The 26,735-nt window shown below is 73.2% G+C and carries 21 protein-coding genes and 1 tRNA gene; 10 read left to right on the plus strand and 12 right to left on the minus strand.

The window, feature by feature from the left end:
- Window positions 1-103: 103 nt before the first annotated feature.
- From O2W14_RS13855 to O2W14_RS13865, 3 genes are all read right to left on the minus strand, one after another.
- Complete coding sequence (locus O2W14_RS13855; RefSeq protein WP_269176688.1) at window positions 104-1,006, minus strand: carbohydrate ABC transporter permease; 903 nt, start codon at window positions 1,004-1,006, stop codon at window positions 104-106.
- A gap of 9 nt (window positions 1,007-1,015) precedes the next feature.
- Window positions 1,016-2,002 carry a carbohydrate ABC transporter permease gene (locus tag O2W14_RS13860; protein ID WP_269176689.1) on the minus strand — a complete coding sequence of 329 codons (987 nt, stop codon included), beginning with the start codon at window positions 2,000-2,002 and terminating at the stop codon, window positions 1,016-1,018.
- A gap of 146 nt (window positions 2,003-2,148) precedes the next feature.
- Window positions 2,149-3,474 carry an ABC transporter substrate-binding protein gene (locus O2W14_RS13865; RefSeq protein WP_269176690.1) on the minus strand — a complete coding sequence of 442 codons (1,326 nt, stop codon included), beginning with the start codon at window positions 3,472-3,474 and terminating at the stop codon, window positions 2,149-2,151.
- A gap of 200 nt (window positions 3,475-3,674) precedes the next feature.
- On the opposite strand from O2W14_RS13865, the gene O2W14_RS13870 reads away from it, so the two are divergent.
- The 4 genes from O2W14_RS13870 to O2W14_RS13885 all read left to right on the plus strand — a co-directional run bounded on the left by O2W14_RS13870 (window position 3,675) and on the right by O2W14_RS13885 (window position 8,387).
- Window positions 3,675-4,703 (plus strand): LacI family DNA-binding transcriptional regulator, encoded by a 1,029-nt coding sequence (locus O2W14_RS13870; RefSeq protein WP_269176691.1) that lies wholly within the window; start codon window positions 3,675-3,677, stop codon window positions 4,701-4,703.
- Between the two features lie 116 nt (window positions 4,704-4,819).
- Complete coding sequence (locus tag O2W14_RS13875) at window positions 4,820-6,460, plus strand: circularly permuted type 2 ATP-grasp protein (protein WP_269176692.1); 1,641 nt, start codon at window positions 4,820-4,822, stop codon at window positions 6,458-6,460.
- Complete coding sequence (locus O2W14_RS13880; protein ID WP_269176693.1) at window positions 6,454-7,404, plus strand: alpha-E domain-containing protein; 951 nt, start codon at window positions 6,454-6,456, stop codon at window positions 7,402-7,404. Before O2W14_RS13875 ends, O2W14_RS13880 begins: the two co-directional genes overlap by 7 nt.
- 104 nt (window positions 7,405-7,508) lie before the next feature.
- A complete protein-coding gene (locus O2W14_RS13885) occupies window positions 7,509-8,387 on the plus strand; it encodes a transglutaminase family protein (protein ID WP_269176694.1) in 879 nt (292 codons plus the stop codon).
- A 6-nt stretch (window positions 8,388-8,393) separates the two neighbouring features.
- Here O2W14_RS13885 and O2W14_RS13890 read toward each other — a convergent pair whose 3' ends face one another.
- Both O2W14_RS13890 and O2W14_RS13895 read right to left on the minus strand, forming a co-directional pair.
- Window positions 8,394-9,077 (minus strand): hypothetical protein, encoded by a 684-nt coding sequence (locus tag O2W14_RS13890; protein WP_269176695.1) that lies wholly within the window; start codon window positions 9,075-9,077, stop codon window positions 8,394-8,396.
- The gene (locus O2W14_RS13895; RefSeq protein WP_269176696.1) at window positions 9,074-10,498 is read right to left on the minus strand and encodes a hypothetical protein; all 1,425 of its coding nucleotides are present in this window, start codon (window positions 10,496-10,498) and stop codon (window positions 9,074-9,076) included. Before O2W14_RS13895 ends, O2W14_RS13890 begins: the two co-directional genes overlap by 4 nt.
- A 210-nt stretch (window positions 10,499-10,708) precedes the next feature.
- Between O2W14_RS13895 and O2W14_RS13900 the strand changes: the two genes are divergently transcribed.
- A complete protein-coding gene (locus tag O2W14_RS13900) occupies window positions 10,709-12,562 on the plus strand; it encodes an ABC-F family ATP-binding cassette domain-containing protein (protein WP_269176697.1) in 1,854 nt (617 codons plus the stop codon).
- A gap of 41 nt (window positions 12,563-12,603) precedes the next feature.
- On the plus strand, window positions 12,604-13,542 hold the full coding sequence (locus O2W14_RS13905; protein ID WP_269176698.1) for a hypothetical protein: 939 nt from the start codon (window positions 12,604-12,606) through the stop codon (window positions 13,540-13,542).
- An 18-nt stretch (window positions 13,543-13,560) separates the two neighbouring features.
- Here O2W14_RS13905 and leuA read toward each other — a convergent pair whose 3' ends face one another.
- The 3 genes from leuA to O2W14_RS13920 all read right to left on the minus strand — a co-directional run bounded on the left by leuA (window position 13,561) and on the right by O2W14_RS13920 (window position 18,060).
- Window positions 13,561-15,294, minus strand: a complete 1,734-nt coding sequence (leuA, locus tag O2W14_RS13910) for a 2-isopropylmalate synthase (protein ID WP_269176699.1) — start codon at window positions 15,292-15,294, stop codon at window positions 13,561-13,563.
- 248 nt (window positions 15,295-15,542) lie between these two features.
- Window positions 15,543-16,166 (minus strand): helix-turn-helix domain-containing protein, encoded by a 624-nt coding sequence (locus O2W14_RS13915; protein ID WP_269176700.1) that lies wholly within the window; start codon window positions 16,164-16,166, stop codon window positions 15,543-15,545.
- Window positions 16,167-16,455: 289 nt separating this feature from the next.
- The gene (locus tag O2W14_RS13920; RefSeq protein ID WP_269176701.1) at window positions 16,456-18,060 is read right to left on the minus strand and encodes a phospholipase D family protein; all 1,605 of its coding nucleotides are present in this window, start codon (window positions 18,058-18,060) and stop codon (window positions 16,456-16,458) included.
- A 133-nt stretch (window positions 18,061-18,193) separates the two neighbouring features.
- On the opposite strand from O2W14_RS13920, the gene O2W14_RS13925 reads away from it, so the two are divergent.
- The 3 genes from O2W14_RS13925 to O2W14_RS13935 are packed head-to-tail and all read left to right on the plus strand — an operon-like array spanning window position 18,194 to window position 21,866.
- The gene (locus O2W14_RS13925) at window positions 18,194-19,456 is read left to right on the plus strand and encodes an aspartate kinase (RefSeq protein ID WP_269176702.1); all 1,263 of its coding nucleotides are present in this window, start codon (window positions 18,194-18,196) and stop codon (window positions 19,454-19,456) included.
- The gene (locus O2W14_RS13930) at window positions 19,453-20,505 is read left to right on the plus strand and encodes an aspartate-semialdehyde dehydrogenase (RefSeq protein ID WP_269176703.1); all 1,053 of its coding nucleotides are present in this window, start codon (window positions 19,453-19,455) and stop codon (window positions 20,503-20,505) included. Before O2W14_RS13925 ends, O2W14_RS13930 begins: the two co-directional genes overlap by 4 nt.
- A gap of 53 nt (window positions 20,506-20,558) precedes the next feature.
- Window positions 20,559-21,866, plus strand: coding sequence for a glycosyltransferase family 87 protein (locus O2W14_RS13935; RefSeq protein WP_269176704.1), 1,308 nt, complete (start codon window positions 20,559-20,561; stop codon window positions 21,864-21,866).
- A 65-nt stretch (window positions 21,867-21,931) separates the two neighbouring features.
- Here O2W14_RS13935 and O2W14_RS13940 read toward each other — a convergent pair whose 3' ends face one another.
- The gene (locus tag O2W14_RS13940; RefSeq protein ID WP_269176705.1) at window positions 21,932-23,737 is read right to left on the minus strand and encodes a S9 family peptidase; all 1,806 of its coding nucleotides are present in this window, start codon (window positions 23,735-23,737) and stop codon (window positions 21,932-21,934) included.
- Window positions 23,738-23,895: 158 nt separating this feature from the next.
- On the opposite strand from O2W14_RS13940, the gene O2W14_RS13945 reads away from it, so the two are divergent.
- Complete coding sequence (locus O2W14_RS13945) at window positions 23,896-24,063, plus strand: hypothetical protein (protein ID WP_269176706.1); 168 nt, start codon at window positions 23,896-23,898, stop codon at window positions 24,061-24,063.
- 18 nt (window positions 24,064-24,081) lie between these two features.
- Here the strand turns inward: O2W14_RS13945 and O2W14_RS13950 are convergent, their stop codons facing one another.
- The 3 genes from O2W14_RS13950 to O2W14_RS13960 form a co-directional block, all read right to left on the minus strand.
- On the minus strand, window positions 24,082-25,191 hold the full coding sequence (locus tag O2W14_RS13950; RefSeq protein WP_269176707.1) for a hemolysin family protein: 1,110 nt from the start codon (window positions 25,189-25,191) through the stop codon (window positions 24,082-24,084).
- Entirely contained in the window at window positions 25,188-26,558 is a 1,371-nt protein-coding gene (locus O2W14_RS13955; RefSeq protein WP_269176708.1) for a hemolysin family protein, read from the minus strand. Before O2W14_RS13955 ends, O2W14_RS13950 begins: the two co-directional genes overlap by 4 nt.
- Window positions 26,559-26,643: 85 nt before the next feature.
- Window positions 26,644-26,720: transfer RNA gene (locus O2W14_RS13960), tRNA-Pro, on the minus strand.
- Between the last annotated feature and the right edge of the window lie 15 nt (window positions 26,721-26,735).

A 26,735-nucleotide genomic window follows, 5' to 3' on the forward strand; every position in this document is an offset into this window, starting at 1 on the left:
CGTGCCGGAGTCGTGGGGGGCGGGGGCAGGGGTCGGCGCGCGGGCCGACCCCTGCAGATTGCCCTGTCGAACGTCGATCAGCAGTTCCTGGCGCAGGGCGCGGTCAGCCCTTGACCGCGCCCTGCATGATGCCGCCGACGATCTGCTTGCCCAGGATCGTGAAGACGATGAGCACCGGGAGGGTGCCCAGCAGCGTGCCGGCCATGATCACCGACTGCTGCGGGATGTAGCCCGAGCCGAGTCCGGCCAGCGCGACCTGCACGGTCGGGTTGGCGGTGGTCAGGGCGATCAGCGGCCAGAAGAACTCGTTCCAGGCGGTGAGGAACGTGAGCATCGCCAGCACGGCCATGGCCGGACGGGCGATCGGGATGACGATCGACCAGAAGATCCGGAAGGTCGAGGCGCCGTCGACCTTGCCGGCCTCCAGCAGCTCGTTGGGCAGCGAGGAGATCAGGTACTGGCGCATGAAGAAGACGCCGAACGCGCTGACCAGGGTCGGGAAGATGACCGCCTGCAGCTGGTTCACCCACTGCAGGTCCGCGACCATCATGAACAGCGGGATCACCGACAGCTGGGTGGGCACCATCATCGTGCCGATCACCAACGCCAGCAGCACGCCCTGGCCCTTGAACTTCAGCTTGGCGAAGGCGAACCCGGCCAGCGTGCAGAACAGCACGGTGCCGATGGTGATCGACGAGGACACGATGACCGAGTTCAGGATCGCCTTGCCGATGGGCGCCTGGTCCAGCGCTGCCCTGAAGTTCTCGAACAGGCTGGCGTTGGGCAGGAACGGCGGCGGGGTGGCCGCGATGTCGGCGTTGGTGTGCGAGCCGGCCACCAGCGTCCAGTAGAGCGGGAAGATCGAGATGAGCGCGACCAGGGTCAGCAGCGTGTAGGCCACCGGTCCGGGCTTGCCGGAGCGGGCGCCCCTGCCGCCCTTGCGGGTGACCGGCCGGTCGACCGGCTGGACGGAGGTCGTCTGGGTGCCAGGGAGGGCGATGGTCATGTCCGGCTCCTACCGCTCGGCCCGGTTGCGGAGACGGCTGATGGCCGCGTTGATCCCCACGATGAGCAGGATGATCATGAACATCATCCAGGCGGTGGTGGCCGCCTGGCCGATGTGGAAGTTGCTCCAGCCCTGCTGGTACATCAGCAGGCCCAGCGTCTGGTACTGCCCCGAGGAGCCACCGGAGGTCGAGTTGGTGGCCCCGAACAGCAGCGGCTCACCGAACAGCTGGACGGCGCCGATGGTGGACACGACGACGGTGAACAGGATCGTGGGTCGCAGCGACGGCACGGTCACGTGCAGGAACTGCTTCCACTTGTTCGCGCCGTCGATCTCGGCGGCCTCGTACAGCTCGCCGGGGATCGCCTGCATCGCGGCCAGGTAGATCAGCGCGTTGTAACCGGTCCAGCGCCAGGTGACGATCACCGCGATGGCGACCTGGCTGCTGACGGTGCCGCTCTGCCAGTCGATCCGCTCGAGTCCGACGGCCTCGAGCATCGTGTTGATCAGGCCGTAGTCCCGGCCGAACAGCTGGGAGAAGACGAGGGTGGCGGCGGCGATGCTGGTCGCGTAGGGCATCAGCATCACGGTGCGGAAGAAGGTGCGGCCGCGGAGCTTGTAGTTCAGCAGGTGCGCCAGGCCGATGGCCATGCACAGCTGCGGGACGGTGGCCAGGATGCCGATCGTGAAGGTGTTCCGGAGGGCGTTCCAGAAGAACTCGCTCTGCAGCAGGTTCCGGTAGTTGTCCAGGCCGACCCAGGTGCCGCCGTCGATGTTGGACAGGCTGGTCCGGTGCAGGGACACCCACGCGGTGTACATGAACGGGTAGAGGCTGAAGGCCGCGAAGACCAGGAAGAACGGGGCGACGTAGGCGTAGCCCCAGCGGTTCTCGGTGAGGCTCTTCCGGCGTCTGCGCGGCGCGGAGCCGGGGGCGGTCGTCGTGGAGGCGGCGGAGGCTCCGTGGAGCTCAGCTGGAGCCTGGCTGGCGATGGTCATGCAGGACCTCGGGGTCGTCGGTGACGGGCGGACCTGGGGCCGGCCCGGGGCCGGGGCGGCCGGGGGCGGCTGGAGTGGGAACCGGCGCGGTGCCCGGGAGCGCAGGGGCTCCCGGGCACCGCTGTCCTGGTGCTCAGTCGGCTCTGTCAGCCGCCGATGGCCTGCTGTGCGGCCTTGACCGCGTTGGCGAACCCGGCGTCCGGCGCCGTCCCGTTCGAGGCGACGTCCGTCAGCGCGGTGGTGAACGCCTCCTGGATCTGCGTGTCGTACGGGCCGATCGGCGTCCGCTTGATGGCCTCGGCGGACTCGCCGAAGATCTTGCCGGTCGGGGCGTTGTTGAAGTACTCGTTGGTGGCGTCGACGACGGCCGGGTCAGCGGCGGCCTGCGGGCTCGAGGGGAAGTGCGCCGCCTCGGTGAAGGTCTTCACCTGCTGCTCGGGGGCGGTCAGCCACTCGGCGAGGTCCTTGGCGGCCTCGACGTTCTTGCCGTCCTTGGGAACCCCGAGGAAGGAACCGCCCCAGTTGCTGGCGCCCGAGCTCTCGGTGCCCGGCAGCGACGCGACGTCCCACAGGCCCGTGCCGGCGTCACCCAGCTGGGACTTGATGTAGCCCAGCATCCAGGCGGGGCAGGCGATCGTGGCGAACGCGCCGTTGCTGAACGCCGCGTTCCACTCCTTGCCGAACTGCTCCAGGTTGGCGGTCAGCCCCTCGGAGGCAGCCGTGCTGGCGTAGCCCCAGGCGGTCTTGACGCCCTCGCTCTCCTCCGGGATGGGGTTGCCCTCGGCGTCGTTGTAGGCGGTCTCGCCCTGGTAGACGGAGGAGGAGAAGATGCTGGCCGGGCTGTCGAGGAACTTGTTGCTGGACTTGCCCTGGTACTGGCGGGCGACGTCGAGGTAGGCCTCCCACGTCGGCCACAGCTCGCTGACCTGGTCGCGCTCGGTGGGCAGGCCGGCCTGCTGGAAGAGGTCCTTGCGGTAGCACATGGCCTGCGGGCCGGTGTCGGTGCCGAGGCCGATGGTCTTGCCGTCCTCGGTGGAGGCCTGGCCCCACTTCCAGTCGTAGAAGTTGCCCTTGAGCTCCTCGGCGTTCTCCTCGGCGGCGAAGTCGACGAAGGCGTCACCGTGGTTGCGTACGACGTCGGCGATGAAGCCGATCTCCAGGCCCTGGATGTCGTCGAGGCCGGAACCGGCGGCGAGGCGGGTCTGCAGCGACTTGTAGTACTCGGCCGACTCGGTGATGTTGTTCTGCTTGATCGTGACGTTCGGGTGGAGCTTCATGTACTCGTCGTAGAGCCCCGCGTTGTCGAGGTCCATCGTCCCGAAGGTGCCGACCGTCAGCGTGACGGGGGCGTTCGGGTCGTAGGGAGCCGCGTCGGCGGCGGCGTCGCCGTCCGAGCCGCCGCAGCCGGCGGTGAGCAGGACAGCGGCGAGGGCCGCTCCCAGCGTCGCCCTGCCCTTCGTGGAGTGGATCAACAGTGACCTCCTGAATGGCCCCGGGACGACGCTCCGATGCACCGTCCGCCGGGGGCGTGAGAACGCTCTCACGGCCGTGACGGAGAGAGTGGTCTGTGCCACAACCGGGTGTCAAGTAACAGTTCGGCAACGTGCCGGTACCTGGTGCCGGGCGGGTCGTGTGCTCACAATGAGGCGCCACCGCCCGACCCAGGAGTCCCGTGACCGGAACCAGCACCCGCGTCTCCTCGCCGACCCTGGACGAGGTCGCCGTGCTCGCCGGCGTGTCCCGCGCGACGGTCTCCCGGGTCGTCAACGACTCCCCACGAGTGAGCCCCGAGGCGCGCGAGGCGGTCCGGGCGGCGGTCGCGGCGCTGAGCTACGTCCCCAACCGGATGGCCCGCAGCCTGGTCACCCGGCGCACCGACACGATCGCGCTGGTGCTCTCCGAACCCGACGCGCGGATCTTCTCCGACCCCTTCTTCGCCAGCATCGTGCGCGGTCTCAACGGCGCCCTGGCCAGCACGGACATCAACCTGGTGCTGCTCACCGCGCGCGACGAGCGGGAGCAGGAGAAGGCCGGCCGGTTCGTGCGCCAGGGGCACGTGGACGGCGTCATCCTGATGTCGCTGCACAGCCACGACGTGCTGCCCGACGAGCTCATCGCGGCCGGCATGCCGCTGGTGCTGTGCGGGCGCCCGCTGGACGACCGCCCGGTCGCCTGGGTCGACGCCGACAACTGCGGTGGAGCCCGGCTGGCCACCGAGCACCTGCTGGCCGACGGCCGCCGGACGATCGCCAGCATCTCCGGCCCGCGCGACATGGTCGCCGGTCTGGACCGGCTCGCCGGGTACCGGGCCGCGCTGTCCGACGCCGGGCACGAGGCCGACCCGCGACTGGTCGTGGAGGGCGACTTCACCGAGGGCGGCGGCGCGCGGGCGATGGAGGAGCTGCTGGACCGGGCGCCCGAGCTCGACGCGGTCTTCGTCGCCTCCGACCCGATGGCCGTCGGCGCGCTGCGGGTGCTGCACGCGGCCGGCCGCAGCGTCCCCGGCGACGTGGCGGTGGTCGGCTTCGACGACGCGCCGGTGGCCCTGCGCAGCGACCCGCCGCTGACCACGGTGACCCAGCCGCTCGAGGAGATGACCCAGGTCATGATCGAGCTGCTGCTCGCCCAGGTCGACCGGACGGCCGACGGCGTCCAGACCCGGGTCTGCCCGACCCGGCTGGTCCGGCGCGCCTCCGCCTGAGGAAGGACCCCCTCGCCCCCCACCACGAGCAAGCTCGCGGCGGGCCCCTGCGAGGGGGCCGGGCGCGGCCGTGTCGCCGAAACGCGGGGGACACACGTCCTGTCTAGGTTCGTCGCATGGCGGACCTCTTCGACGGCTACTCGTTGGGGCAGCAGTGGGACGAGATGTTCTCGGCCCCCGGGCAGCCGCGGTCGCCGTACACCGGGCTGTTCAGCTCACTGCAGCCGATGTCGGGTGAGGAGCTGGCCGCTCGCGCCGACGTGCTGTCCCAGACCTACCGCGACGCCGGGGTCACCTTCGCCCACGCGGGGGAGGAGCAGCCCTTCCCGCTGGACATCGTGCCGCGGGTGATCGGCCACGAGGAGTGGGCGGTCATCGAGCGCGGCGTCGCCCAGCGGGTGCGGGCGCTCGAGGCGTTCCTGGCCGACGTCTACGGCGCGGGCGAGGTGTTCGCCGACCGGGTCGTGCCGCGCAGCGTCGTCACCACCAGTGCGCACTTCCACCGGGCCGCGCACGGGCTGGTGCCGCCCAACGGCGTCCGGGTGCACGTCTCGGGCATCGACCTGGTGCGCGACGAGGCCGGCGACTTCCGGGTGCTGGAGGACAACCTCCGCTCACCGTCGGGCGTCAGCTACGTCATCACCAACCGCGCGGCGATGAGCTCGGTGCTCCCGGAGCTGTTCGGCGACCACCGGGTGCAGCCGGTCGCGGAGTACCCGGGCCGGCTGCTGGCCGCGCTGAAGGCCTCCGCGCCCACGGGCGTCGTCGACCCGACCGTCGTCCTGCTCACCCCGGGCGTCTACAACTCCGCCTACTTCGAGCACGCCCTGCTCGCGCGGCAGATGGGCGTGGAGCTGGTCGAGGGGCGCGACCTGGTCTGCTCCGGTGGCCAGGTCAGCATGCGGACGACGGACGGCCAGCAGCGCGTCGACGTCATCTACCGCCGCATCGACGACGAGTTCCTCGACCCGGTGCACTTCCGGTCGGACTCGGTGATCGGCTGTGCCGGGGTGGTCAACGCCGCCCGCGCCGGCCGGGTCACCATCGCCAACGCCGTGGGCAACGGCGTCGCCGACGACAAGCTGCTCTACACCTGGGTGCCCGACCTCATCCGCTACCACCTGGGTGAGGAGCCCATCTTGAAGAACGCCGACACCTACCGGCTCGACGAGCCCGACACCGTCGAGTGGGTGCTGGCCTCCCTCGACCAGCTGGTCCTCAAGCCGGTCGACGGGTCCGGCGGCAAGGGCATCGTGATCGGCCCGCGCGCCGACCAGCGCACCCTGGAGGAGCTCGCGGTGAAGGTCCGGGCCTCGCCGCGGGACTGGATCGCCCAGAAGCCGATCGGGCTGTCGACGTCCCCGACGCTGATCAACGGCCGGATCGCCCCGCGGCACGTCGACCTGCGGCCCTTCGCGGTCAACGACGGCACCGACGTGTGGGTGCTGCCCGGCGGCCTGACCCGGGTGGCGCTGCCGGAGGGGGAGCTGGTGGTCAACTCCAGCCAGGGCGGTGGCTCCAAGGACACCTGGGTCATCTCCCCGCCGCGGCCGTCCCTCGAGCCCGTCCCCGAGCACGACGTGACCCGGATCGAGTTCACCACCGCCGACCTGCCCGCCGAGCCCCCCGCGCAGGACCCCGGCCCGCCCAACGACAACGCCCTCGCGCAGTCCCAGCAGCAGCAGCAAGCCGGCCCCCTGCAGGGGCCCGCCGCGAGCCGGCGAGTGGCGGGGGGCAGGGGGTCCTCCCAGTGCTGAGCCGGATCGCCGAGTCGCTGTTCTGGATCGGCCGCTACGTGGAGCGGGCCGACGACACCGCGCGCATCCTCGACGTGCACACCCAGCGGCTGGTCGAGGACCCGTGGATCGACGAGCAGCGGGCGTGCGCCAACCTGCTCGCGCTGATGGGCGCGCCGTGCGAGCCCGCCGAGGCCGACACCGAGCGGGTGCTGGCCACCCTGGCCTTCGACCGGACCAGCCCCAGCTCGATCACCGGCGCGCTGTCGGCGGCCCGGGAGAACGCCCGCGGTGCCCGCGAGGTGCTGTCGGCCGAGATCTGGGAGTCGCTGAACGTCACCCACAACGCGCTGCCGCAGCAGCGCACCATGGCCCGCCGCTACGGGCCGCACTCGCTGTTCCGGTTCGTGCGCGAGCGCTCGGCGATGGTCTTCGGGCTGGCCGACGCCACGATGAGCCGCGACGAGAGCTGGCTGTTCCTCATCCTGGGCCGCTCGCTGGAGCGGGTCGACATGACCTCCCGGATGCTGTCCACCCGGGTGCTGGCCGGGGACGCCGCGCCGTCCTGGACGCTGGTGCTGCGCTCGACCGGCGCCTACGAGCCCTACCTGCGCACCTACCGCGGGGCGGTGAACTCCAGCCGCGCCGCGGAGTTCCTGCTGCTGGACCGGCTCTTCCCGCGGTCGGTGTTCGCCGCCCTGGAGCAGGCCGAGGGCTGCCTGGCCGAGCTCGAGCGGGCCAACGTCCGCGAGGGCCACCGGATCGGGGTGGCCGGCGAGGCGCACCGGATCGTGGGCCGGGCCCGCACGATGCTGGAGTTCATGCAGACCGACGAGATCCTCGCCGGCCTGCCCACCCGCCTCGACGAGCTGCAGCGCACCTGCTCGGCGGCCAGCGAGGCGGTCACCAACCGCTTCTTCACCGAGCAGGCGCCCCAGATCTGGGTGCCGGAAGGCGCGGTGTGACCGTGCACCAGTCGCCAGGCCAGTCCGGGCAGGGCCAGTCGCAGGGCCGGTCGTTGGGCCAGTCCGGGCAGGGCCAGTCCCAGACCCGCACCGTCCAGTCCCACATGCAGTCGCAGGCATCCCCGGTGCGCGCGCCGGGGGACCGCTGGCGGCTGCAGATCGTGCACCGCAGCGCCTTCCGCTACGGCGGGCCGGTGCGCTCGTCCTACAACGAGGCGCGTATGACGCCGGAGAACAGCGCCCGGCAGACGACGCTGCGCTCGCGGGTGGAGATCGAGCCGACGGCCAGCGTGCACGCCTACCGCGACTACTGGGGCTCCACGGTCACCGCCTTCGACACCCACGGGCCGCACACCGAGCTGGTGGTGCAGGCGACGTCGGTGGTCGAGGCCGGTCCCGAGGCGCACGTGCCCGACCCGCTCGACTGGGCCGGGCTCGCCGTCCCGGACGTGCTGGACTCCTACGGCGAGTTCCTGCGCCCGACGCCGCTGACCGCGATGGACGCCCCCGTCGTGCAGGCCGTCCGCGAGGTCCTCGGGGACGCCGGGCCGCGGGAGGCCGCCCACCGGGTGTGCGCGTTCGTGCACGACCACCTGGAGTACCTGACCGGCGCGACGAACGTGAAGTCCACCGCCATGCAGGCCTGGACGACCGGTGCCGGCGTCTGCCAGGACATCTCGCACGTGTCGGTCGGGCTGCTGCGGGCCCTCGGTCTGCCGGCCCGGTACGTCTCCGGCTACCTGCACCCGCGGCGGGACGCGGCGATCGGGCAGGCGGTCACCGGGGAGAGCCACGCCTGGGTGGAGTGGTGGGACGGCGGGTGGTCCGGTTACGACCCGACGAACTCCGTGGAGATCGGCCCGCGGCACGTCACGCTGGCCCGCGGCCGCGACTACTCCGACGTCCCGCCCCTCAAGGGCATCTTCTCCGGCCCGAAGAGCGAGGGGTCGAAGGTCACCGTCGAGGTCACCCGGCTGGCCTAGCGGGTCCTACGGGGCGTCCGGCTCGAGGTTGCGGCGGGGGACGCCGGAGGTGTCGGCGGAGGGGGTCATCGCCGGCAGGTGCTCGGTGCGGTCGGTCAGGCGTTCGTGCCACCAGCCGGCCGACCGCTGCAGCCACGCGTCGCCGAGGTCGGTGAGCCGGCCGTCGCTGTGCAGTGCCGGCCAGCCCAGTGCGGTCTGCACGCCCAGCGCCATCACCGCGACCTTGGTGGCCACGCGGCGGCGCCGGTGCGCGGGGTGGACGTAGACCTGCCCGATCACGCCGCTGCGCTGCGTCCAGCGCAGGGCCCCCACCTGGTCGCCCCAGCCGGTGGTGGCCGGGTCCAGCATGGTGCGGTCGACGACGGCGCCGTCGGGGAAGGCGGTGCTGGAGAAGGCGACCAGGTCGACCTGGTCGCCTTCCCCGGCGGGGAGGACGACCGCCCACAGGTGCGGTGCGCCCGGCGCGGCGGCCGGCGACACCAGCACCCGGGACGGCAGCCGGCCGGGCACGGGGCTGTGCGCCTCCAGCTGCCAGCCCGCCGGGCGGGTGGCCGGGCCGGGGAGCTCGACCACCGTCCCGTCGGGGAAGTCGGGGCCGACGGTGCCCACGAGCACGGCACCGCCGTCCGGCGCCGGGTACCGGGCGAACCAGATCGCCGCCCGGGCTGCCCCGGCGCCGGAGCCGGTCATGCGGTGCGACGCCGGCGGACCAGCCCGAGCGCGGCGGCGCCGGCCAGGAGCAGCGCCCCGCCGGTCGCGGCCAGCGGCAGGACCTCGGTGCCGGTGTAGGCCAGGCCCGAGCCGGCCGCCGCGACCGTCACCGTGAAGGTGGCCTCGGCCTCGAACCCACTGGTCAGGCCGGTCATGGTCACCGAGTGCTCACCGGTCTCCAGCCCCGCCGGCACGGCGAAGGTGAAGGTGGCGACGCCGGCGGCGTCCGCCTGGACGGTGCCCAGGTCGACGGGGGTCGAGTACAGGACGCCGTGCACCATCTCGAACGGCTGGAAGCCACCGAGGGAGATGGTCTGCGTGGCGCCCTGGGCCAGGGTCGCCTTCTCCACGACCCGGGTGACCGGCGCCGGGGTGCTGGCCGGCGCGCTGGTGGTCGGCGCGGGCGCCGGGGCGGGGGCGGGCGTGGTCTGCGTCGGCAGGGCCGGGCCCACCGCGCCGTCCACCTCGGCGAGGACGGGGGTGTCCCGCTCGGCGAGGGTCGTCACGATCGGGACCTCGAGGTCGACGGGCGTCGGGTCGAAGTCCGTGCCACCCGGGCCGCCGGTCTGCACGACGCGGTAGTCACCGGCCGCGAAGTGGCCCGGGAAGGTCGCGATGCCCCGGGCGTCGGTGGCCGAGGAGGTCGCCAGGAGCTCGTCCGGCACCACTGGCTCCGCGTCCGGGTCCTCGAGGTCGGCGAGGAGCGGACCGGTCGGGAGCTCCGGCTCGGGCTGGCCGTGCAGTTCGAAGGTCGCCCCCTCCAGGGAGCCGCTGCCGGTGAGGGCGACGCCGAGCGTGCGGTGGCCGCCGGGGGCGCTCAGCTCGACGTCGACCCCGTACGAGTCTCCGGCGATCGGGCCCGTGCGGCCGGAGACACTGGGGATCACGTCGGGCATGACCACGTCCCCGCTGAGGGGCGGGGACACGAGTGAGACCGTGAACGGCCTGTCGGGGTCCAGGTCCACGTAGCCGGACAGGTCCTGGGCGGTCTCGTCGGGGTAGCAGCCCTGCCAGTGGTCCAGCACGCAGGTGAAGTCCTCCGCGGGAGCAGATCCGGTGGCCGGCAGCTCGACACGGATCCGGGCGCCGATCGGGTCGACGTAGGACGGCCCCCGGTCGTCACTCGCGGTGAGCGCCACGTGCAGCTTCCCGTACCCGTAGTGCGGACCCTCGGCAGCTGCGGCGGTGGTCGGCGGGACCGGGGGGAGGACCTCCGGCGCGACCACGGTGGCCTCGGCGGGCGTGGTGCTGGCGGGCGCGGCGGGGGACTCGGGGGCGAGCGTCTCCTCGGCCAGGGCGGCGGGCGCGAACCCGGCGGACAGCGTCAGCAGCCCCATGGTCAGGGCTGTGGTCCGGGAGACGGTCGGCTTGGTGAGATCAGCCAACGAAGAGCGGGGCATGGCGACACCTCATGTCGTCTTCCGCCGTCGGTCGGCGGGATCGAGGCGAGATGTTGCTCCCGGACTCGCTGGTCCGACCGTGGTTCCCGGGCGCGTCGCACCGCGGAACGAAGAAGTACGCGACCGGTGGGCCGGGTGGTGCGTGCGAGACGGGCGGGGCCCACGGGTCGCCGTGCCGGGCGCCCGCACCATGAGGGAGGATGGAGGGCGATGAGCGCTCCGCTGAACCTGGTCAACATCGAGCGGGTGCACAAGGCACACGGCACGACCGTCATCCTCGACGACGTCTCCCTGGGCATCGCCGCCGGTGAGCGGATCGGTGTGGTCGGTCGCAACGGTGGCGGGAAGTCCACGCTGCTGGGGGTGCTCACCGGCACCCAGGAGCCCGACTCCGGCCGGGTCACCCGCCGCGGCGACCTGGCGATGGGCGTGCTGGACCAGACCGGCACCCTGCCCGCCGGCACCACGGTGCGTGACGTCGTCCTCCCCACGTCCCGGTTCGCCCACGAGCACGAGTGGGCCGCCGACCCCGCCGTCCGGTCGGTGCTCACCGGCCTCGAGCTGGACCGGATGGGCCTGGACTCACCCGTGGCCCCGATGTCCGGTGGCGAGCGGCGCCGCGTGGCGCTGGCCGCGCAGCTGATCCGCCCGCTGGACCTGCTGGTGCTCGACGAGCCCACCAACCACCTCGACGTCGAGGGCGTCGCGTGGCTGGCCGGCTACGTGCGCGCCCGGGCCGGTGGGCTGGTGGTCGTCACCCACGACCGGTGGTTCCTCGACGAGGTCTCCACCACCACGTGGGAGGTCGCCGACGGCCAGGTGCACGCCTACGAGGGCGGCTACTCCGCCTACACGCTGGCCCGCGCCGAGCGGTCCCGGATCGCCTCGGTCACCGAGGACCGTCGGATGAACCTCGTCCGCAAGGAGCTGGCCTGGCTGCGCCGTGGCCCGCCGGCCCGCACGAGCAAGCCGAAGTTCCGCATCGAGGCCGCGCAGGCGCTGATCGCCGACGAGCCGCCGGCCCGGGACAAGATGTCGCTGGCCAACTTCGCGGCCAAGCGGCTGGGCAAGACCGTCTACGACGTCGAGGGCGTCACCTTCACCGTCCGCGGCCGCGGCGCGGTGGACGACGCCGACGACCCGGCCGGTCCCGCCCAGGCCGACGCCCCCGCCGAGCGCACGCTGTTCCGCGACCTGACCTGGCACGTGGGCCCGGGCGACCGGATCGGCATCGTCGGCGTCAACGGCGCGGGCAAGACCTCGCTGCTGAAGATGCTGGTCGGGGAGACGAAGCCGGACTCCGGCGAGATCGTCGTCGGCCAGACGGTGTCGGTGGCCTACCTTTCCCAGCACGTCACCGAGTTGAACCCGAAGCAGCGGGTGCTCGAGGCCGTGCAGGACGTCGCCCGGATCGCGCGGATCGGCAACCAGGAGATCTCGGCCTCGACGCTGGCCGAGCGCTTCGGCTTCGCCGCCAACCGCCAGTGGACGCCGGTCGGCGACCTCTCCGGCGGCGAGCGGCGGCGCCTGCAGCTGCTCCGGCTGCTGATGGGCGAGCCGAACGTGCTGATCCTCGACGAGCCGACCAACGACCTGGACATCGACACCCTCACCGCGCTGGAGGACCTGCTCGACGGGTTCCCCGGCACGGTGCTCGTGGTCAGCCACGACCGGTACTTCGTCGACCGGGTGTGCGACTCGGTCGTGGCGCTGATGGGCAACGGCGCGCTGGCCGCGCTGCCCGGTGGCGTCGAGGAGTACCTGCGGCGTCGCGCGGCCGGCGAGGCGACGCTGCCCGGTGCCTCCACCGCGGCGGTCGGCAGCTCGTCGGCGCCGGCGGTCAGCGCCGCCGACGCGCGGGCGGCGCGCAAGGAGGTGTCCCGGCTGGAGCGACGGATGCTCAAGCTGGACGGCGACGAGAAGAAGTTGCACCAGCAGCTGGCCGATGCGGCCACCGACTTCGCCCGGGCCGCGGAGCTGGACGCCCAGCTGCGCGCGGTGCAGGCGGAGAAGGAGCAGGTCGAGAACGACTGGCTGGCCGCGACGGAGGTCGCCGAGGGGTGAGCGCGTGGCGGCAGCCCCGTGACCGGCGGACCATGAGGGGCATGACCGGGTCGCGCGCCGCGGACCGTCGGCGCGGGAGGCGGTGGCTGCGCCCGGCGGGTGTGGCGGCCTGCAGCCTGCTGGTGGCGACGTTGCTCGTCGGTCCGGCCGTCTGCTGGGGGCGCTCGAGCGCCCCGGCCATGGCGGCCTCGGCCACCGTCCCGGCCCCGGTCCCGCGTGAGCTGCGGGAGTCGCTGGGCTCGTGGACCCCGCCGGTGGACGTCGACGTCCCCGCCCTGCTGGCCGAGGTCGGCGCCGCAGCCGCAGAGGCGGGGGCCACCGTGAACGCCGTGGTGGTCGACGCCGCCGGGCGGACCCTGCTGGAGACGCCGACGGCGGACCGTGAGGTCTACACGGCCTCCCTGGTGAAGCTGTTCCTGGTCCAGCAGCTGCTGGTCCGCGAGGCCGCCGGGCCGTCCGCCTTCGACCCCGGGGACCGTCTCCGGATGGAGCGCGCGATCACCGTGTCCGACGACGAGGCGATGAGCATCCTGTGGGACCGCTACTCGGGGGACGCGCTGGTCTCGCTCGCAGTGACGCAGTTCGAGCTGGACGGCTCCGGGGCGTCGTCCACCGGGCAGTGGGGCGAGTCGACGACCTCGGCGACCGACCTGGCCCGCTTCCTCGGCACGCTCTCCCGGGACCGGCAGGTCCCCGGCGCCGAGGCGCTCCTCGGCTGGATGCGCGCAGCGGAGCCGGTCGCCGACGACGGCTTCGACCAGCGCTTCGGGCTGCTCGCCGACGGGGTGGCGCCGGGGGCGGCGGTCAAGCAGGGCTGGATGTGCTGCGTCGACGACCTGCGCCACCTGCACTCGGTGGGCGTCCTGCCCGACGGGCGGGTGGTCGTCGTCGTGGCCGAGGCACCGGCCTGGACGTCCTGGTCGGTGCTGACCCGGTCGGTCGACGAGACCGCCGCGGCGCTGGTGGCCGGCACGGCCTGAGGCCGTGCCGGCCGACGATCAGCGCTCGGCGCGGTTGACCGCCGAGATGATGGCGCGCAGCGAGGCGGTGAGGATGTTCTCGTCGATCCCGACGCCCCACAGCACCCGCTCGCCCACGGCGCACTCCACGTAGGACGCCGCGCGGGCGTCACCACCGGCGGCGAGGGCGTGCTCGGCGTAGTCGAGGACCCGGACGTCGACGTCGACGCTGCGCAGCGCGTCGACGAAGGCCGCGATCGGCCCGTTGCCTCGGCCGGCCACGGTCACCGGCACCCCGCGGTCGACCAGCTCGACGCTGATCTGGTCCGGGCCGTTGCCCGAGGCGGTGTGCTCGTGCCCGGCCAGGGCGAACCGGCCCCACGGGGCGGCGGGGTCGGGCAGGTACTCGGAGGAGAACGCCGCCCACATCTGGGCCGCGGTCACCTCGCCGCCCTCGTTCTCCGTGTGCCGCTGCACGACGGCGCTGAACTCGATCTGCAGCCGGCGCGGGAGGTCCAGGGAGTTCTCGGTCTTCATGATGTAGGCGACGCCGCCCTTGCCGGACTGGCTGTTCACCCGGATCACGGCCTCGTAGCTGCGGCCGACGTCCTTGGGGTCGATCGGCAGGTACGGCACGGCCCACGGGATGTCGTCCACCCCGACCCCGGCGGCCGCGGCGTCGGCCTTCATGGCCGCGAAGCCCTTGTTGATCGCGTCCTGGTGGCTGCCGGAGAACGCGGTGTAGACCAGGTCGCCGCCGTAGGGGTGCCGCTCGTGCACGCCCAGCTGGTTGCAGTGCTCGACGGTGCGGCGGATCTCGTCGATGTCGGAGAAGTCGATCTGCGGGTCGATGCCCTGGCTGAACAGGTTCAGGCCCAGCGTCACCAGGTCGACGTTGCCGGTGCGCTCGCCGTTGCCGAACAGGCAGCCCTCGATGCGGTCGGCACCCGCGCGGTAGCCCAGCTCGGCCGCGGCGACGGCGGTGCCGCGGTCGTTGTGCGGGTGCAGGGACAGCACGACGGAGTCCCGGCGGCCCAGGTGGCGGTGCATGTACTCGATCTGGTCGGCGTAGACGGTCGGCTCGGCCATCTCCACCGTCGCCGGCAGGTTCAGGATGACCGGCTTCTCCGGCGTCGGCTCCCACACGTCGGTGACGGCGTTGCAGACCTCGACGGCGTACTCGAGCTCCGTGCCGGTGAAGGACTCGGGGGAGTACTCGTAGCGGATCTCGGTGTCGCCCATCTGCTCGGCCAGCTTGCGCACCAGCCGGGCACCGTGGACGGCGATGTCGGTGATGCCGGCGCGGTCCTGGCCGAAGACGACGCGGCGCTGCAGCGTGGACGTCGAGTTGTACAGGTGGACGATCGCCTGCTTCGCGCCCCGCAGGGACTCGAAGGTGCGCTCGATCAGCTCGTCGCGGGCCTGGGTCAGCACCTGCACGGTGACGTCGTCGGGGATCAGGTCCTCGTCGATCAGCAACCGGATGAAGTCGAAGTCGGTCTGGCTGGCGGCGGGGAAGCCGACCTCGATCTCCTTGTAGCCCATCCGCACCAGCAGCTCGAACATGCGGCGCTTGCGGTCGGGGGTCATCGGGTCGATCAGCGCCTGGTTGCCGTCGCGCAGGTCGACGGCGCACCAGCGCGGGGCCACGGTGGTGGTCTTCTCCGGCCAGGTGCGGTCGGGCAGCGGCACCGGGGTGAACGGCGCGTACTTGCCGATCGGCATCGCCGAGGCGCGCTGGGGGTTGCGGGCGTGCGGGTGGGACTCGTTCATGAGGGGGCTCCAGGTGCTGCGGTCGCCGTGGTGCGCACGGCTCCGGGAAGCGGTCAGCGGGCGCAGGGGACGCGCGAACCCCGCGACGAGGGAGCCGACCTAGGAGAGGGCCTCGCCGCGGCGGGTAAGCAGGAGGAGGCCGCGCACACGGTCACCGTAGCAGCGGGGTGGCTCCCCGGCAGGCCGTCGGTGGCACCGGTGCGGTGCGTCCGGACCACAGGTGCTCTCCCGGCGTCGGGTCGGTGCGCTCAGCCGACGTCGCACCGGCAGCCGCACTGCTCGACGTGCGGTACCCGCAGCGCGGTGTCCAGCAGGTCGTCACAGCCGGCAGGACAGGTGCACGACGGGTCGGGCGGGGAGGCTGGTCGGCCGGACTCGAGGGAGCGGCGCCGAAGTTCCGTGGCGTGAGCCGAGCGCCGTGCGGAGGCGCGCTCGGCGAGGGAGTCGCCTGCCTCGGGTCGGTGGTGGTCCGGCGGCGTCTCCCTGACGGCTCGCCGGCTGTCGCGTGCCCGGCGGTCCAGGTCGAAGGTGTACCGGGGGGTGCGCAGCCGCGGGCGGTGCTCCCCGCCCCACCAGTCCTCGTCACCGTGCCGGGTGTCCAGGTGGGCCGGCATCGAGCGCCCGGCACCGTCCCGGACGGTGTCCTCGCTCATCGGGGTCAGCTCGGCGCCCGACGCGTCGAGGACCGCCAGCCGACACCCCGCGACCGCCGCGGCCCTGGCCAGGACCGAGACGGCGAGGTCACGCGTGCCGCTCTCGGCCGCGGCCACCGCCGTCTTCGAGACGCCGATGCGTTCGGCCAGCTCACGCTGCGAGCAGTCGGCGACCCGGCGGATGCGCCTCAGCAGGCCGGGGAGTGAGGAGGTCTCCACCCGCCCACCTTCGGGTGGGGAGCACCCGCGGAGTGACCGGCAGGACGATCTGTGGACGACCCACCCGGCTGCGGTCCCGGACCGTCGATCCGGCTCCCGGTCGTGCAGGTCCGTCGGTCCGGCTCCGGCTGCCCGACCCTCGGTCCCGGGCCGGGCTGGGCCCGGCCGAGGGTGGTCGCGGCACGGTCGAGCCCTGCCCCCGATCGGGGGCAGGGCTCGACTGTCAGCGAGACACCTCCCGGGCGCCGGTCCGCGCCGGACCGACCGGGTGGGTGGTCGACGTGCGGGGTCAGAACTCGCCGGAACGGCGGAGGCGGATCGGGCGGCCGTCGGGGTCGTCGACCAGCCGGTACAGCGGGGTGGCCCAGAGCTTGGTGGCGAAGGAGAGCTCCGCGTTGCGGTGTGGCAGCAGCCGGCCAGGCGGCCGGGGGCCCACCTGCCCGCCGTCGTACCAGGCCTGCAGCGCGGCGGCCGAGGCCTCGACGGCGGCGACGAAGTCGTCGGGGTCGAGCAGGTCGGCGTCCTGGGACCCGTCGGGGGCCCGGTCCAGGTGCTCGCGGGCCAGCTCCAGCCGCAGGTCGCGGGCCAGCACCCGGGCGCCGTCGCCCTGCCCGGCCGGGTCGCGGGGCTCCCGCTCGTCGAGCGTGGTGTCCAGGACGCCGCTGGACAGCTCGCTGTCGTGGGTCCAGGAGCGCCGGTTGAAGTTGTCGCTGCCCACGCTGACCCACACGTCGTCGACCACGCAGACCTTGGCGTGGACGTAGACCGGGGTGCCCTCGCGGTTCTCCGGGTCGAACACGTGCACCCGCCCCGGCCCGGCGCGGAGCACGGTGTCCAGGGCCTGCTGCCGGCCCACGTACTGCGGCCGCTCGGAGACCGCGCCCTCCTGGTCGGGCACCCGGGGCACCACGACCACCAGGTGCAGGGCCGGGTTGTCCTGCAGCGCGGTGGCGAACAGCTCGGCGACCTCCTTGGACCACAGGTACTGGTCTTCCAGGTAGACCAGCCGGCGGGCCCGGCGGATCGCCTTCGAGTACCCCCGGGCCACCGACCGCTCGCCCTGCTTGGCGAAGTCGAAGGCCGGCCAGACCTTGGGGTAGGTGCGCAGCGTCTGTACCGCGTGCGGCCCGCACTCCGGCGGGGGCGGGGGCTGGTCGGGCAGCGGGGTGGGGTCCATGTGCGACTTCCCGCGCAGGGCGAGCAGCTTGTCGTGCACCCAGGCGACCGGGTTCTCCGAGTCCGGGCTGGTGGGGTCGTCCCAGCGCTCGCGGAACACGGTGTCCAGCACGCCCACGACCGGCCCGCGCAGTTGCAGCTGGACGTCGTGCCACGGCGGCCGCTCCCCGTAGGCCGAGGACATCGACTGCGGCTGCGGGTCGCCGAGGTGGTCGCCGTCGTCCCGGCGGGAGTGGCCCAGGTCGATGCCGCCGGCGAAGGCGACGTCGCGCTCGGGCCGGCCGACGTGCCGCAGGACGACGAACTTCTGGTGGTGGCTGCCCATCCGGCGCACGCGCTGGTCGAGCACCACGACGCCGCCGGCCTCCTCGATGGCCGCGTCCAACGAGGCGTTCTCCGCCTTGCTGAAGCTGAGCGCGTCCCAGTGCGACCGCCAGATGAGCCCGCGCACGACCACCCCGCGCCGGGCGGCGTCGGCGAAGAGCTCGCCCACGGTCGGGCCGTCGTCGCGCAGCCGCTCGTCGGGGTCGCCCCGCCAGTCGGTGAAGAACAGGTGGTCGCCGGGCTCGAGGCCCTGCACCGCGGTGACCAGGCGGTCGAAGTAGGCCACGCCGTGCACCAGCGGCTCGGCGAGGTTCCCCGCCGTCCACGCGGGGATGGCGGTGTCCGGGTTGTCGCGCTCGGCGCCGGTCAGCAGCCAGTCCTCGGGGTCGGTCACGCGGTGATCCAACCGCGTCCGGGCCCGCAGGGGAACGTCCCCTCACCCGCACGGGCCCCGGACGGCGTCCCACCAGGTGAGCGCGGGAACGGCGCTGGTGGGACCGGTCGGTCCGCGCCGGTAGCCTGGGGCCGTGGCCCTGGTCGTGCAGAAGTACGGCGGTTCCTCCGTCGCCAACCCCGAGCGTGTCAAGCGCGTGGCGGAGCGGATCGTCGAGGCGAAGAAGAACGGCGACGACGTGGTCGTCGTCGTCTCCGCCATGGGCGACACCACCGACGAGCTCCTCGACCAGGCCAGCCAGATCACCGCCGACCCGCCGGGCCGCGAGCTGGACATGCTGCTCACCGCGGGCGAGCGGATCTCGATGGCGCTGCTGGCCATCGCGATCTCGACCCACGGCTACGAGGCGCGGTCCTTCACCGGCTCGCAGGCGGGCGTGATCACCACGTCCAGCCACGGCAAGGCGCGGATCATCGACGTCACGCCCGGCCGGCTGCGCAGCGCGCTGGACGAGGGCTCGATCGTCATCGTCGCCGGCTTCCAGGGCGTCAGCCAGGACACCAAGGACGTCACCACCCTCGGCCGCGGCGGCTCGGACACCACCGCCGTCGCGGTGGCCGCGGCGCTGCACGCCGACGTCTGCGAGATCTACACCGACGTGGACGGCGTCTTCACCGCCGACCCGCGGATCGTCCCCAACGCGCGGCGGCTGGACACCATCACCTACGAGGAGATGCTGGAGATGGCGGCCTCGGGCGCCAAGGTCCTCATGCTCCGCTGCGTCGAGTACGCCCGCCGGTACGGCATCCCGGTGCACGTCCGCAGCTCCTACTCACAGCTCCCCGGCACGATCGTGGCCGGCTCGATGGAGGACCTCACCGTGGAACAGGCGATCATCACCGGCGTTGCGCACGACCGGAGTGAGGGCAAGATCACCGTCTCCGGCGTCCCCGACCGGCCGGGCGAGGCGGCCCAGATCTTCCGCGTGCTGGCCGACGCCGAGATCAACATCGACATGATCGTGCAGAACGTCTCCACCGAGGCGAAGCTGACCGACATCTCCTTCACCCTGCCCAAGAGCGACGGCCCGGCGGCCATCGCCGCACTCGAGCGGGTCAAGCACACGGTCGGCTACACCGGGGTCGGCTTCGACCAGCACATCGGCAAGGTGTCGCTGGTCGGTGCGGGGATGCGCTCCCACCCGGGCGTCTCGGCCAAGTTCTTCGGCGCGCTCGCCGACGCCGGGGTCAACCTGGAGCTGATCAGCACCTCCGAGATCCGCATCTCGGTGGTCTGCCGGGACACTGAGGTGGACGTCGCCGTCCGCGCGGTGCACGACGCGTTCGACCTCGGCTCGGACGTCGAGGCCGTGGTCTACGGGGGTACCGGACGATGACCGCCTTCTCCACCGACGGCCTGCGGGTCGGCGTGGTCGGCGCCACCGGTCAGGTCGGCGCCGTGGTGCGCCGGCTGCTCGCCGAGCGTGACTTCCCCCTCGCCGAGCTGCGCTTCTTCGCCTCGGCCCGGTCCGCCGGCAGCACGCTGCCGTGGGCCGGTGGCGAGATCACCGTTGAGGACGCCGCCACCGCCGACCCCACCGGGCTGGACATCGCGATCTTCTCCGCCGGTGGCGCGACCTCCAAGGAGCAGGCGCCGCGGTTCGCCGCCGCCGGGGTCACCGTCATCGACAACAGCTCGGCCTGGCGCCGCGACCCCGACGTCCCGTTGGTGGTCAGCGAGGTCAACCCGCACGCGCTGGACTCGGTCCCCAAGGGCATCATCGCCAACCCGAACTGCACCACCATGGCCGCGATGCCGGTGCTGCGCCCGCTGCACGACGAGGCCGGCCTGGTCCGCATCGTCGCCAGCACCTACCAGGCCGTCTCCGGTGCCGGGCTGGCCGGCGTCGAGGAGCTGGACGGCCAGGTCAAGGCCGTGGTCGACAAGGCCGCGGAGTACACCCACGACGGGTCGGCGGTCACCGGCCCCGAGCCGGTGAAGTTCGTCCGCCCGATCGCCTACAACGTGATCCCGCTGGCCGGGTCGATCGTCGACGACGGCAGCTTCGAGACCGACGAGGAGCAGAAGCTCCGCAACGAGAGCCGCAAGATCCTCGGCATCCCGGAGCTGCGGGTGTCCGGCACCTGCGTCCGCGTGCCGGTCTTCACCGGGCACTCGCTGTCGCTGAACGTCGAGTTCGCCCGGCCGCTGTCGCCTGAGCGGGCGACCGAGCTGCTCGAGCAGGCGCCCGGCGTCCAGCTCACCGGCGTGCCCACCCCGCTGCAGGCGGCCGGTGCCGACCCGAGCTTCGTCGGCCGGATCCGGCAGGACGAGGGCGTCGACGGTGGGCGCGGCCTGGCGCTGTTCGTCAGCAACGACAACCTGCGCAAGGGCGCGGCGCTCAACACCGTGCAGATCGCCGAACTGCTGCTCGCCCGACGCTGACCGGTCCGCCCGGCGGCCGGGCCGGCCGCCGTCCCACCGCTACCCTCCTCCGCGTGCGCGGGGGAGGGCAGGTGGGGAGGGCGGTGCGGGAGCTCCTGGGCCCGCCGGCCCGACCGCGGGACACCGTCGTCCGGCTGGCGCTGGCCGCCACGGTCGGCCTCGCGGTCTGGGTGGTGTCCCACCAGGTCCCCTACCCGTCCTACAAGGACTGGTTCGACCTGCGGGTCTACCAGGGCGCGGTCACCTGGTGGCTCGACGGGCAGCCGCTCTACGCCTTCGACCTGGACGGCACCGGCTACGGCTTCACCTACCCGCCGTTCGCCGCCCTGCTGATGACCCCGCTGGCGGCGCTGACGTACGCCCAGGCAGCGGCGGTCTACACGACGGTCAACGTCGCGCTGGTCGTGCTGCTCACCGCCTGGTTCGTCGTGCCGCTGGCCCGCCGGCGGGGGTGGGCGCCGTGGTTCGCCGTCGCCCTGGCCGTCCCGGTGGTGCTGCTCATGGAGCCGGTGCGGGAGACGATCGGCTTCGGTCAGGTGAACCTGCTGCTCGGCGGGCTGGTCGCCGCCGACGTGCTGGCCCTGCGGCGCGGCTGGCGGTGGGCCGGCGTGGGCACCGGGCTGGCGATCGCGGTCAAGCTGACCCCCGCGGTGTTCGTGCTGTACCTGGCGCTCACCCGGCAGTGGCGGGCGGCCGGGGTGGCCGCCGGCACCGCCGTCCTCACCGCCCTGCTGGCTTTCCTGGTCTCCCCGCAGCTGTCGGTGCAGTTCTGGGGGACGACGCTGTGGGAGACCGGCCGGGTCGGCGAGCTGGACCAGATCTCCAACCAGTCGCTGATGGGTGCCGTGGCCCGGCTGGCGCACCCGGCCGACCCCGGTCGGCTGCTGTGGGCGGTGCTGGTGCTGGTCGTGGGGGTCGTCGGCATGCGCCGGGCCGTGCGGGCGCACCACGCCGGTGACCTGCTGACCGCGGTCACCCTGGTCGGGCTGGTGAGCTGCCTGGTCAGCCCGGTGTCGTGGACCCACCACCTCTACTGGCTGGTGCCCGCCGTCGCGGTCCTGGTCGACGTGGCCGCCGGGGCGCCGGTGGTCGGGTCCCCGCTGGGCGGCCGGCCGCGGGTCGTGGCCCGGCTGGCCGGTGCGACCGCCGCGGTGGTCACGGCCTCGCTCTGCGTCGGGACGCTCTGGTACTACGGCGACCCGGGCAAGGACCAGCCGCACCAGCCGGGTCTGCTCGGCGGGCTGGGCGAGGAGACCTACGTGCTGTTCATGCTCGTCCTGCTGGTCTGCCTGCCGGTGCGGGCGGCCGTCCGCACGCCGGCCGCGCCCCCCGCCTCAGCGGACGTCCTCGCCGTCCACTGACCACCGGGGGCGCCGACGCCCCGGGAGGGCCATGTCCGCGAACACGGCCCTCCGGGGCGCCCCGGTCAGGGGGTGACGTGGCGGAGGGCGAAGGAGAGCGCCACCTCGACCTGGCGGATCGTCTCCTCGATCACCAGCGAGCCGTGGCCGGCGTCGAAGCGGTACACCTCGTGCGCCTTGCCCCGCTGCTCGAGCGCGGCCAGGTAGTTGTCGATCTGCCGGATCGGGCACCGCGGGTCGTTCGCGCCGGCCACCACGAGCACCGGCGCGGCCACGGCGTCGACGTAGGTCAGCGGTGAGCTGCGCACGTAGACGTCGCGCACCTCGTCCGGTGAGCCGCCGAACAGCGCCCGGTCGTAGGCCCGCAGCCCCTCCATCTCGTCCTCGTAGGCGGCCAGGTAGTCGGCCACCGGGACCTCGGCGATGCCCGCCGTCCAGCGGTCCGGCTGGGTGCCCAGGCCGAGCAGGGTGAGGAAGCCGCCCCACGAGCCGCCGGTGAGGATGGTGCGCTGCGGGTCGACCACGCCCTCGGCGACCAGCGCGTCGTACACCGCGGCGACGTCCTCGAGCTCGGTGAGCCCGGGCCGGCCGGTGAGCGCGTCGCGCCACTCGCTGCCGTAGCCGGTCGAGCCGCGGTAGTTCACGTGCACCACCGCGTAGCCGGCGTCGACGTAGGCCGCGCGCCGGGCGCGGTAGGAGTCGTCGTCCTGGGACTCGGGGCCGCCGTGCACCAGGAAGGCCGTCGCGTGCGGGCCCTCACCGGCCGGGCGCACCAGCAGCGCGTGCACGTCACCGCCCGGGCCGGGGACCCAGCGGTCCTCGACCGGGTAGGCCGCCGGCGGCTCCTCGCCGGGGGCGGCCAGCACCACCGGGCCGTCGGCGCGACGGATCACCGGCGGTTCCTGGGCGTTCGACCAGGCCAGCTCGACGCTGCCGTCGGGGCGGGCGGTGGCGCCCCGGACCACGCCGCGCGGGGTTTCCAGCTGCTCCAGGGTCCCGGCGGTGAGGTCGTAGCGGTACAGCTCGCTGCGGGCGGCGTGGTCGTGGCCGACCAGCAGCGCGGAGCCGTCGGGGTACCAGCCGGCGGTCACGTCCCCGGGCAGGTCGAGCACCAGCTCGGTCTCCTCGCCGCTGACGACGTCCCAGATCAGCAGCTCCTCGCGGCCGCGGCGCTCGTGGCCCACGAGCAGCCGCTGGTCGCCGGGGACGGGGGAGAAGCTCAGCGCGTGCAGGCCGCGGCCCTCGCCGTCCCACTTGTCGGCCACCAGCGACAGGTCCTCGGTGCGCAGGACCCGGAGTGCGGGGTAGCGGGGGTCGCCGTGCTCGGAGTGGGAGAAGACCAGCAGCTCGTCGTCGCGCGACAGCGCGTCGACACCGGCGGTGTCGGGGGTCGTGTAGAAGACCGCGGGGCTGCCGCCCACCGGGCCGAGCCACAGCTCGCTGCCGTCGTCGGTGGAGCGCCCCACGGCCAGGTACCGGCGCCCCAGCTCCAGCCCGGCCGGGTAGGCGGGGCCCACCTCGGGCAGCGCGACGGTGTCCGGGCCACCGGTGAAGGGCTGGGTCATCCAGACACCGAACTCGTCGCCGTCGGTGTCGGCGAACCACCAGATGGTCTCGCCGTCCGGGCTCAGGGTGGCCGACAGCGTCCCGTTGGCGCGGTCGGTGACCTGCCGGTGGACGTCGGTGTCGCGGTCCCAGACGTACTGCTCGACCACGCCGCTGACGTCGGAGGAGTAGACGTTGCGGTGAGGGGCGTCCTCCGCCCAGTCCGGGAGGCTGACCCGCGGGGCGCGGAAGCGGGCCTGCCAGCGCGCGGTGACGTCGGCGGGCAGGGCCGGGGCAGGGGTGGGCACGGTCGGCTCGGCGGTCACCGCTGCATCCTCCCCCTCGGCCCCGTGCGCCGGCTCGCGGTGCCCCGGCACGACGGCACGTCTTGACCGGGGACGGTGACCTGCCTCACCATCTTAGGTCAACGGACACTCGTCCGTCTCGCGGACAACGTCAGTGTCGACGCCGTCAGGAGTGCCCCATGTCCTCTGCCACCACCCCTCGGACGACCGAGCCGGGGAAGACCGCCTTCGACTGGGCCGGCGCCGGGCTGCTGCAGGTCACCCTGCTGCCGGTCCTGGGGCTGGCCGCGCTCGCCCTGGTCGACGTCCGGCGGATGGTGCTCCCGCCCCGGCTCGCCCGCCGGTGAGCCGGGGCCGGCGGGAGGTCACCTCCCGCCGGCACCCGCCCCGGCCGGAGCCGACGTCCGCCCGCGGGCCTTCGGCCTCGGCGTCGGCTTCGGCGGGACGACGTCGGCGCTGCGGACGTCGCCGATCAGCTGCTCGAGCACGTCCTCCAGGGCCACCAGGCCGATGGTGCGGCCGTCCTCGACGACCCGGCCCAGGTGCGAGCCGGAGCGGCGCATCTCCTGCAGCACCTCGGGCAGCGGCTCGGCCGGGGTGAGCTCGACGAAGGCCTTCACGGACTGGTCGGGCACCACGTGGTCCCGCATGCTCGGCCCGGAGCCCAGGATGTCCTTGACGTGCACGTAGCCGGTCAGCTCGCCGTCCGCGCCGCGCACCGGGTAGCGGCTGTAGCCGTGCTCGGCGACGACGGCCTCCAGCTGCCGGGGCGTGGAGTCGCGGGGCACGGTGACCAGCGACTCGACGCGCATGAGCACCGACCCGACGTCGTGCTGCTCGAACGTGAGGGCACCCGCGGCCAGCTCGCTGACCTCGGTGCCCAGCAGCCCCTCCTTCCGGGACTGGGTGATCATCGACTGGATCTCCGTCCGGTCGAAGCTGGCCGCCACCTCGTCGGTCGGCGTGACGCCGAACAGCCGCACGAACGCGTTGGCCACCGTGTTGAAGAACCAGATGAACGGCTTGAGCAGCCGCACCATGAACGCCAGGGGCGGGCCCAGCACGATCGCGGCGTTGGTCGGGCCGGCGATGGTGATGTTCTTGGGCACCATCTCGCCGAGCACCATGTGCAGCACGGTGACCAGCGACAGCGCGATCACCAGCGCGATGGGGTGCAGCAGGGCGTCGGGCACGTGGACGGCGTGCAGCACCGGTTCGATCAGGTGCGCGACGGCCGGCTCGCCGATCGCGCCCAGCCCCAGCGAGCACAGCGTGATGCCCAGCTGGGCGCCGGCCATCATCTGCGACACGTTGCGCATCGCGGCCAGCGTCTTCTGGGCCCGGACGGACCCGGCCTCGGCGCGCGGCTCGATCTGGTCGGCCCGCGCCGACACCAGGGCGAACTCCGCGGCGACGAAGAACGCGTTGCCCAGCAGCAGCGCCACCAGGATCAGGAGGCTCACGATGTCGCTCATGCCTGCGCCACCTCCCGCTCACGGCTGGCGGTCGCGCCGGAGTGGCGCGACTCGTCGGTGAGGTCGGGGTCCTCCTCGACCGGCACCGGGGTGGCGCGCAGCCGGGACAGCCGGCGCCCGTCGACCTCGGCGACGGTCAGCATCCAGCCCTCGATCGCCACCTGCTCACCCACCTCGGGCAGTCGGCGCAACCGCTCCACCACGAACCCGGCGACGGTCTCGTAGCGGCCCTCGGGGACGGTGATGCCGGTGCGGTCGCGCACCTCGTCGGGTCGCAGCAGGCCCGACAGCACCCAGTCCTCGCCGTCCCGGCGCAGCTGGCGCAGCGGGCGGTCGGTCTCGTCGGTGATCTCACCGACCAGCTCCTCGACGATGTCCTCCAGCGTCACGATGCCGTGGGTGGCGCCCCACTCGTCGACGACGAGGGCCAGTTGCAGGCCCTGCTCGCGCAGCAGGTCCAGCAGCGGGTCCAGCCGCAGCGACGACGGGACGGCCAGCACCGGTGCCGCCAGCTCCCCGGCGGTGCGCTGCAGCCGCTCCTCCTCGGGGACGGCGACGGCGTTCTTCACGTGCACGACGCCGGTGACCTCGTCGAGGTCGGCGCCGTAGACGGGGAACCGGGAGTTGCCCGAGCGGATCGCGGCGTCGATGACGTCGGCCGCGGTGGCGGAGGCGCTGAGCGTCCACAGCCGGGTGCGCGGGGTCATCACGTCGGTGGCGAACTTGTCGCGCAGGCCCAGCGAGCGGCCCAGCAGCCGGGCGGCGACGGGGGAGAGGTCGCCCTCCTCGGCCGAGCGGCGGGCGACCGCGGCCAGCTCCTCGGCACCGCGGGTGTCGTCGAGCTCCTCCTTGGGCTCGAAGCCCAGCCGGCGCACGATCGCGTTGGCCAGCCGCTGCAGGACGCGAACCAGCGGGCCGGTGATCGTCGTGAACAGGCGCATGCCCGGGGCGACGAGGACGGCGGTGCCCAGCGGCCGGGCGATGGCCAGGTTCTTCGGCCCCAGTTCGCCCAGGATCATCTGCAGGAACGTCGCCAGCGCGATGCCCACGGTGACCGCGATCGGTGCGACCGCCCCCTCGGGCAGGCCGAGGTCGGTGAGCACCGGCTCCAGCAGCCCGCCCAGCGCCGGCTCGGCCAGGAAGCCGACGATCAGCGTGGTCAGCGTGATCCCGAGCTGGGCGGCGGACAGCTCGGTGGACAGGCTGCGCAGTGCTTTGAGGACGCCGTCAGCGCCCTTGTCGCCGGCCGCTGCGGCCCGCTCGGCCTGGCCGCGGTCGACGGAGGTGAAGGAGAACTCGGCTGCGACGAAGAACCCGGTGAGCGCGGTCAACAGCACAGCCGCGAGGAGGAGCAGCCATTCGGTCATCAGCGGCCACTGTGCCCGCCGGGGCCTGTACGGAAACTGTGCCGCGAACGACTCAGGGACCGCCCGGAGGCGGTCCCTGAGTGGCTGGTCGGGGTGACAGGATTTGAACCTGCGGCCTCGTCGTCCCGAACGACGCGCGCTACCAAGCTGCGCCACACCCCGAGGTGCGTCGACAAC

Source organism: Modestobacter sp. VKM Ac-2986, from assembly GCF_026967795.1.
Taxonomy (GTDB): domain Bacteria; phylum Actinomycetota; class Actinomycetes; order Mycobacteriales; family Geodermatophilaceae; genus Modestobacter.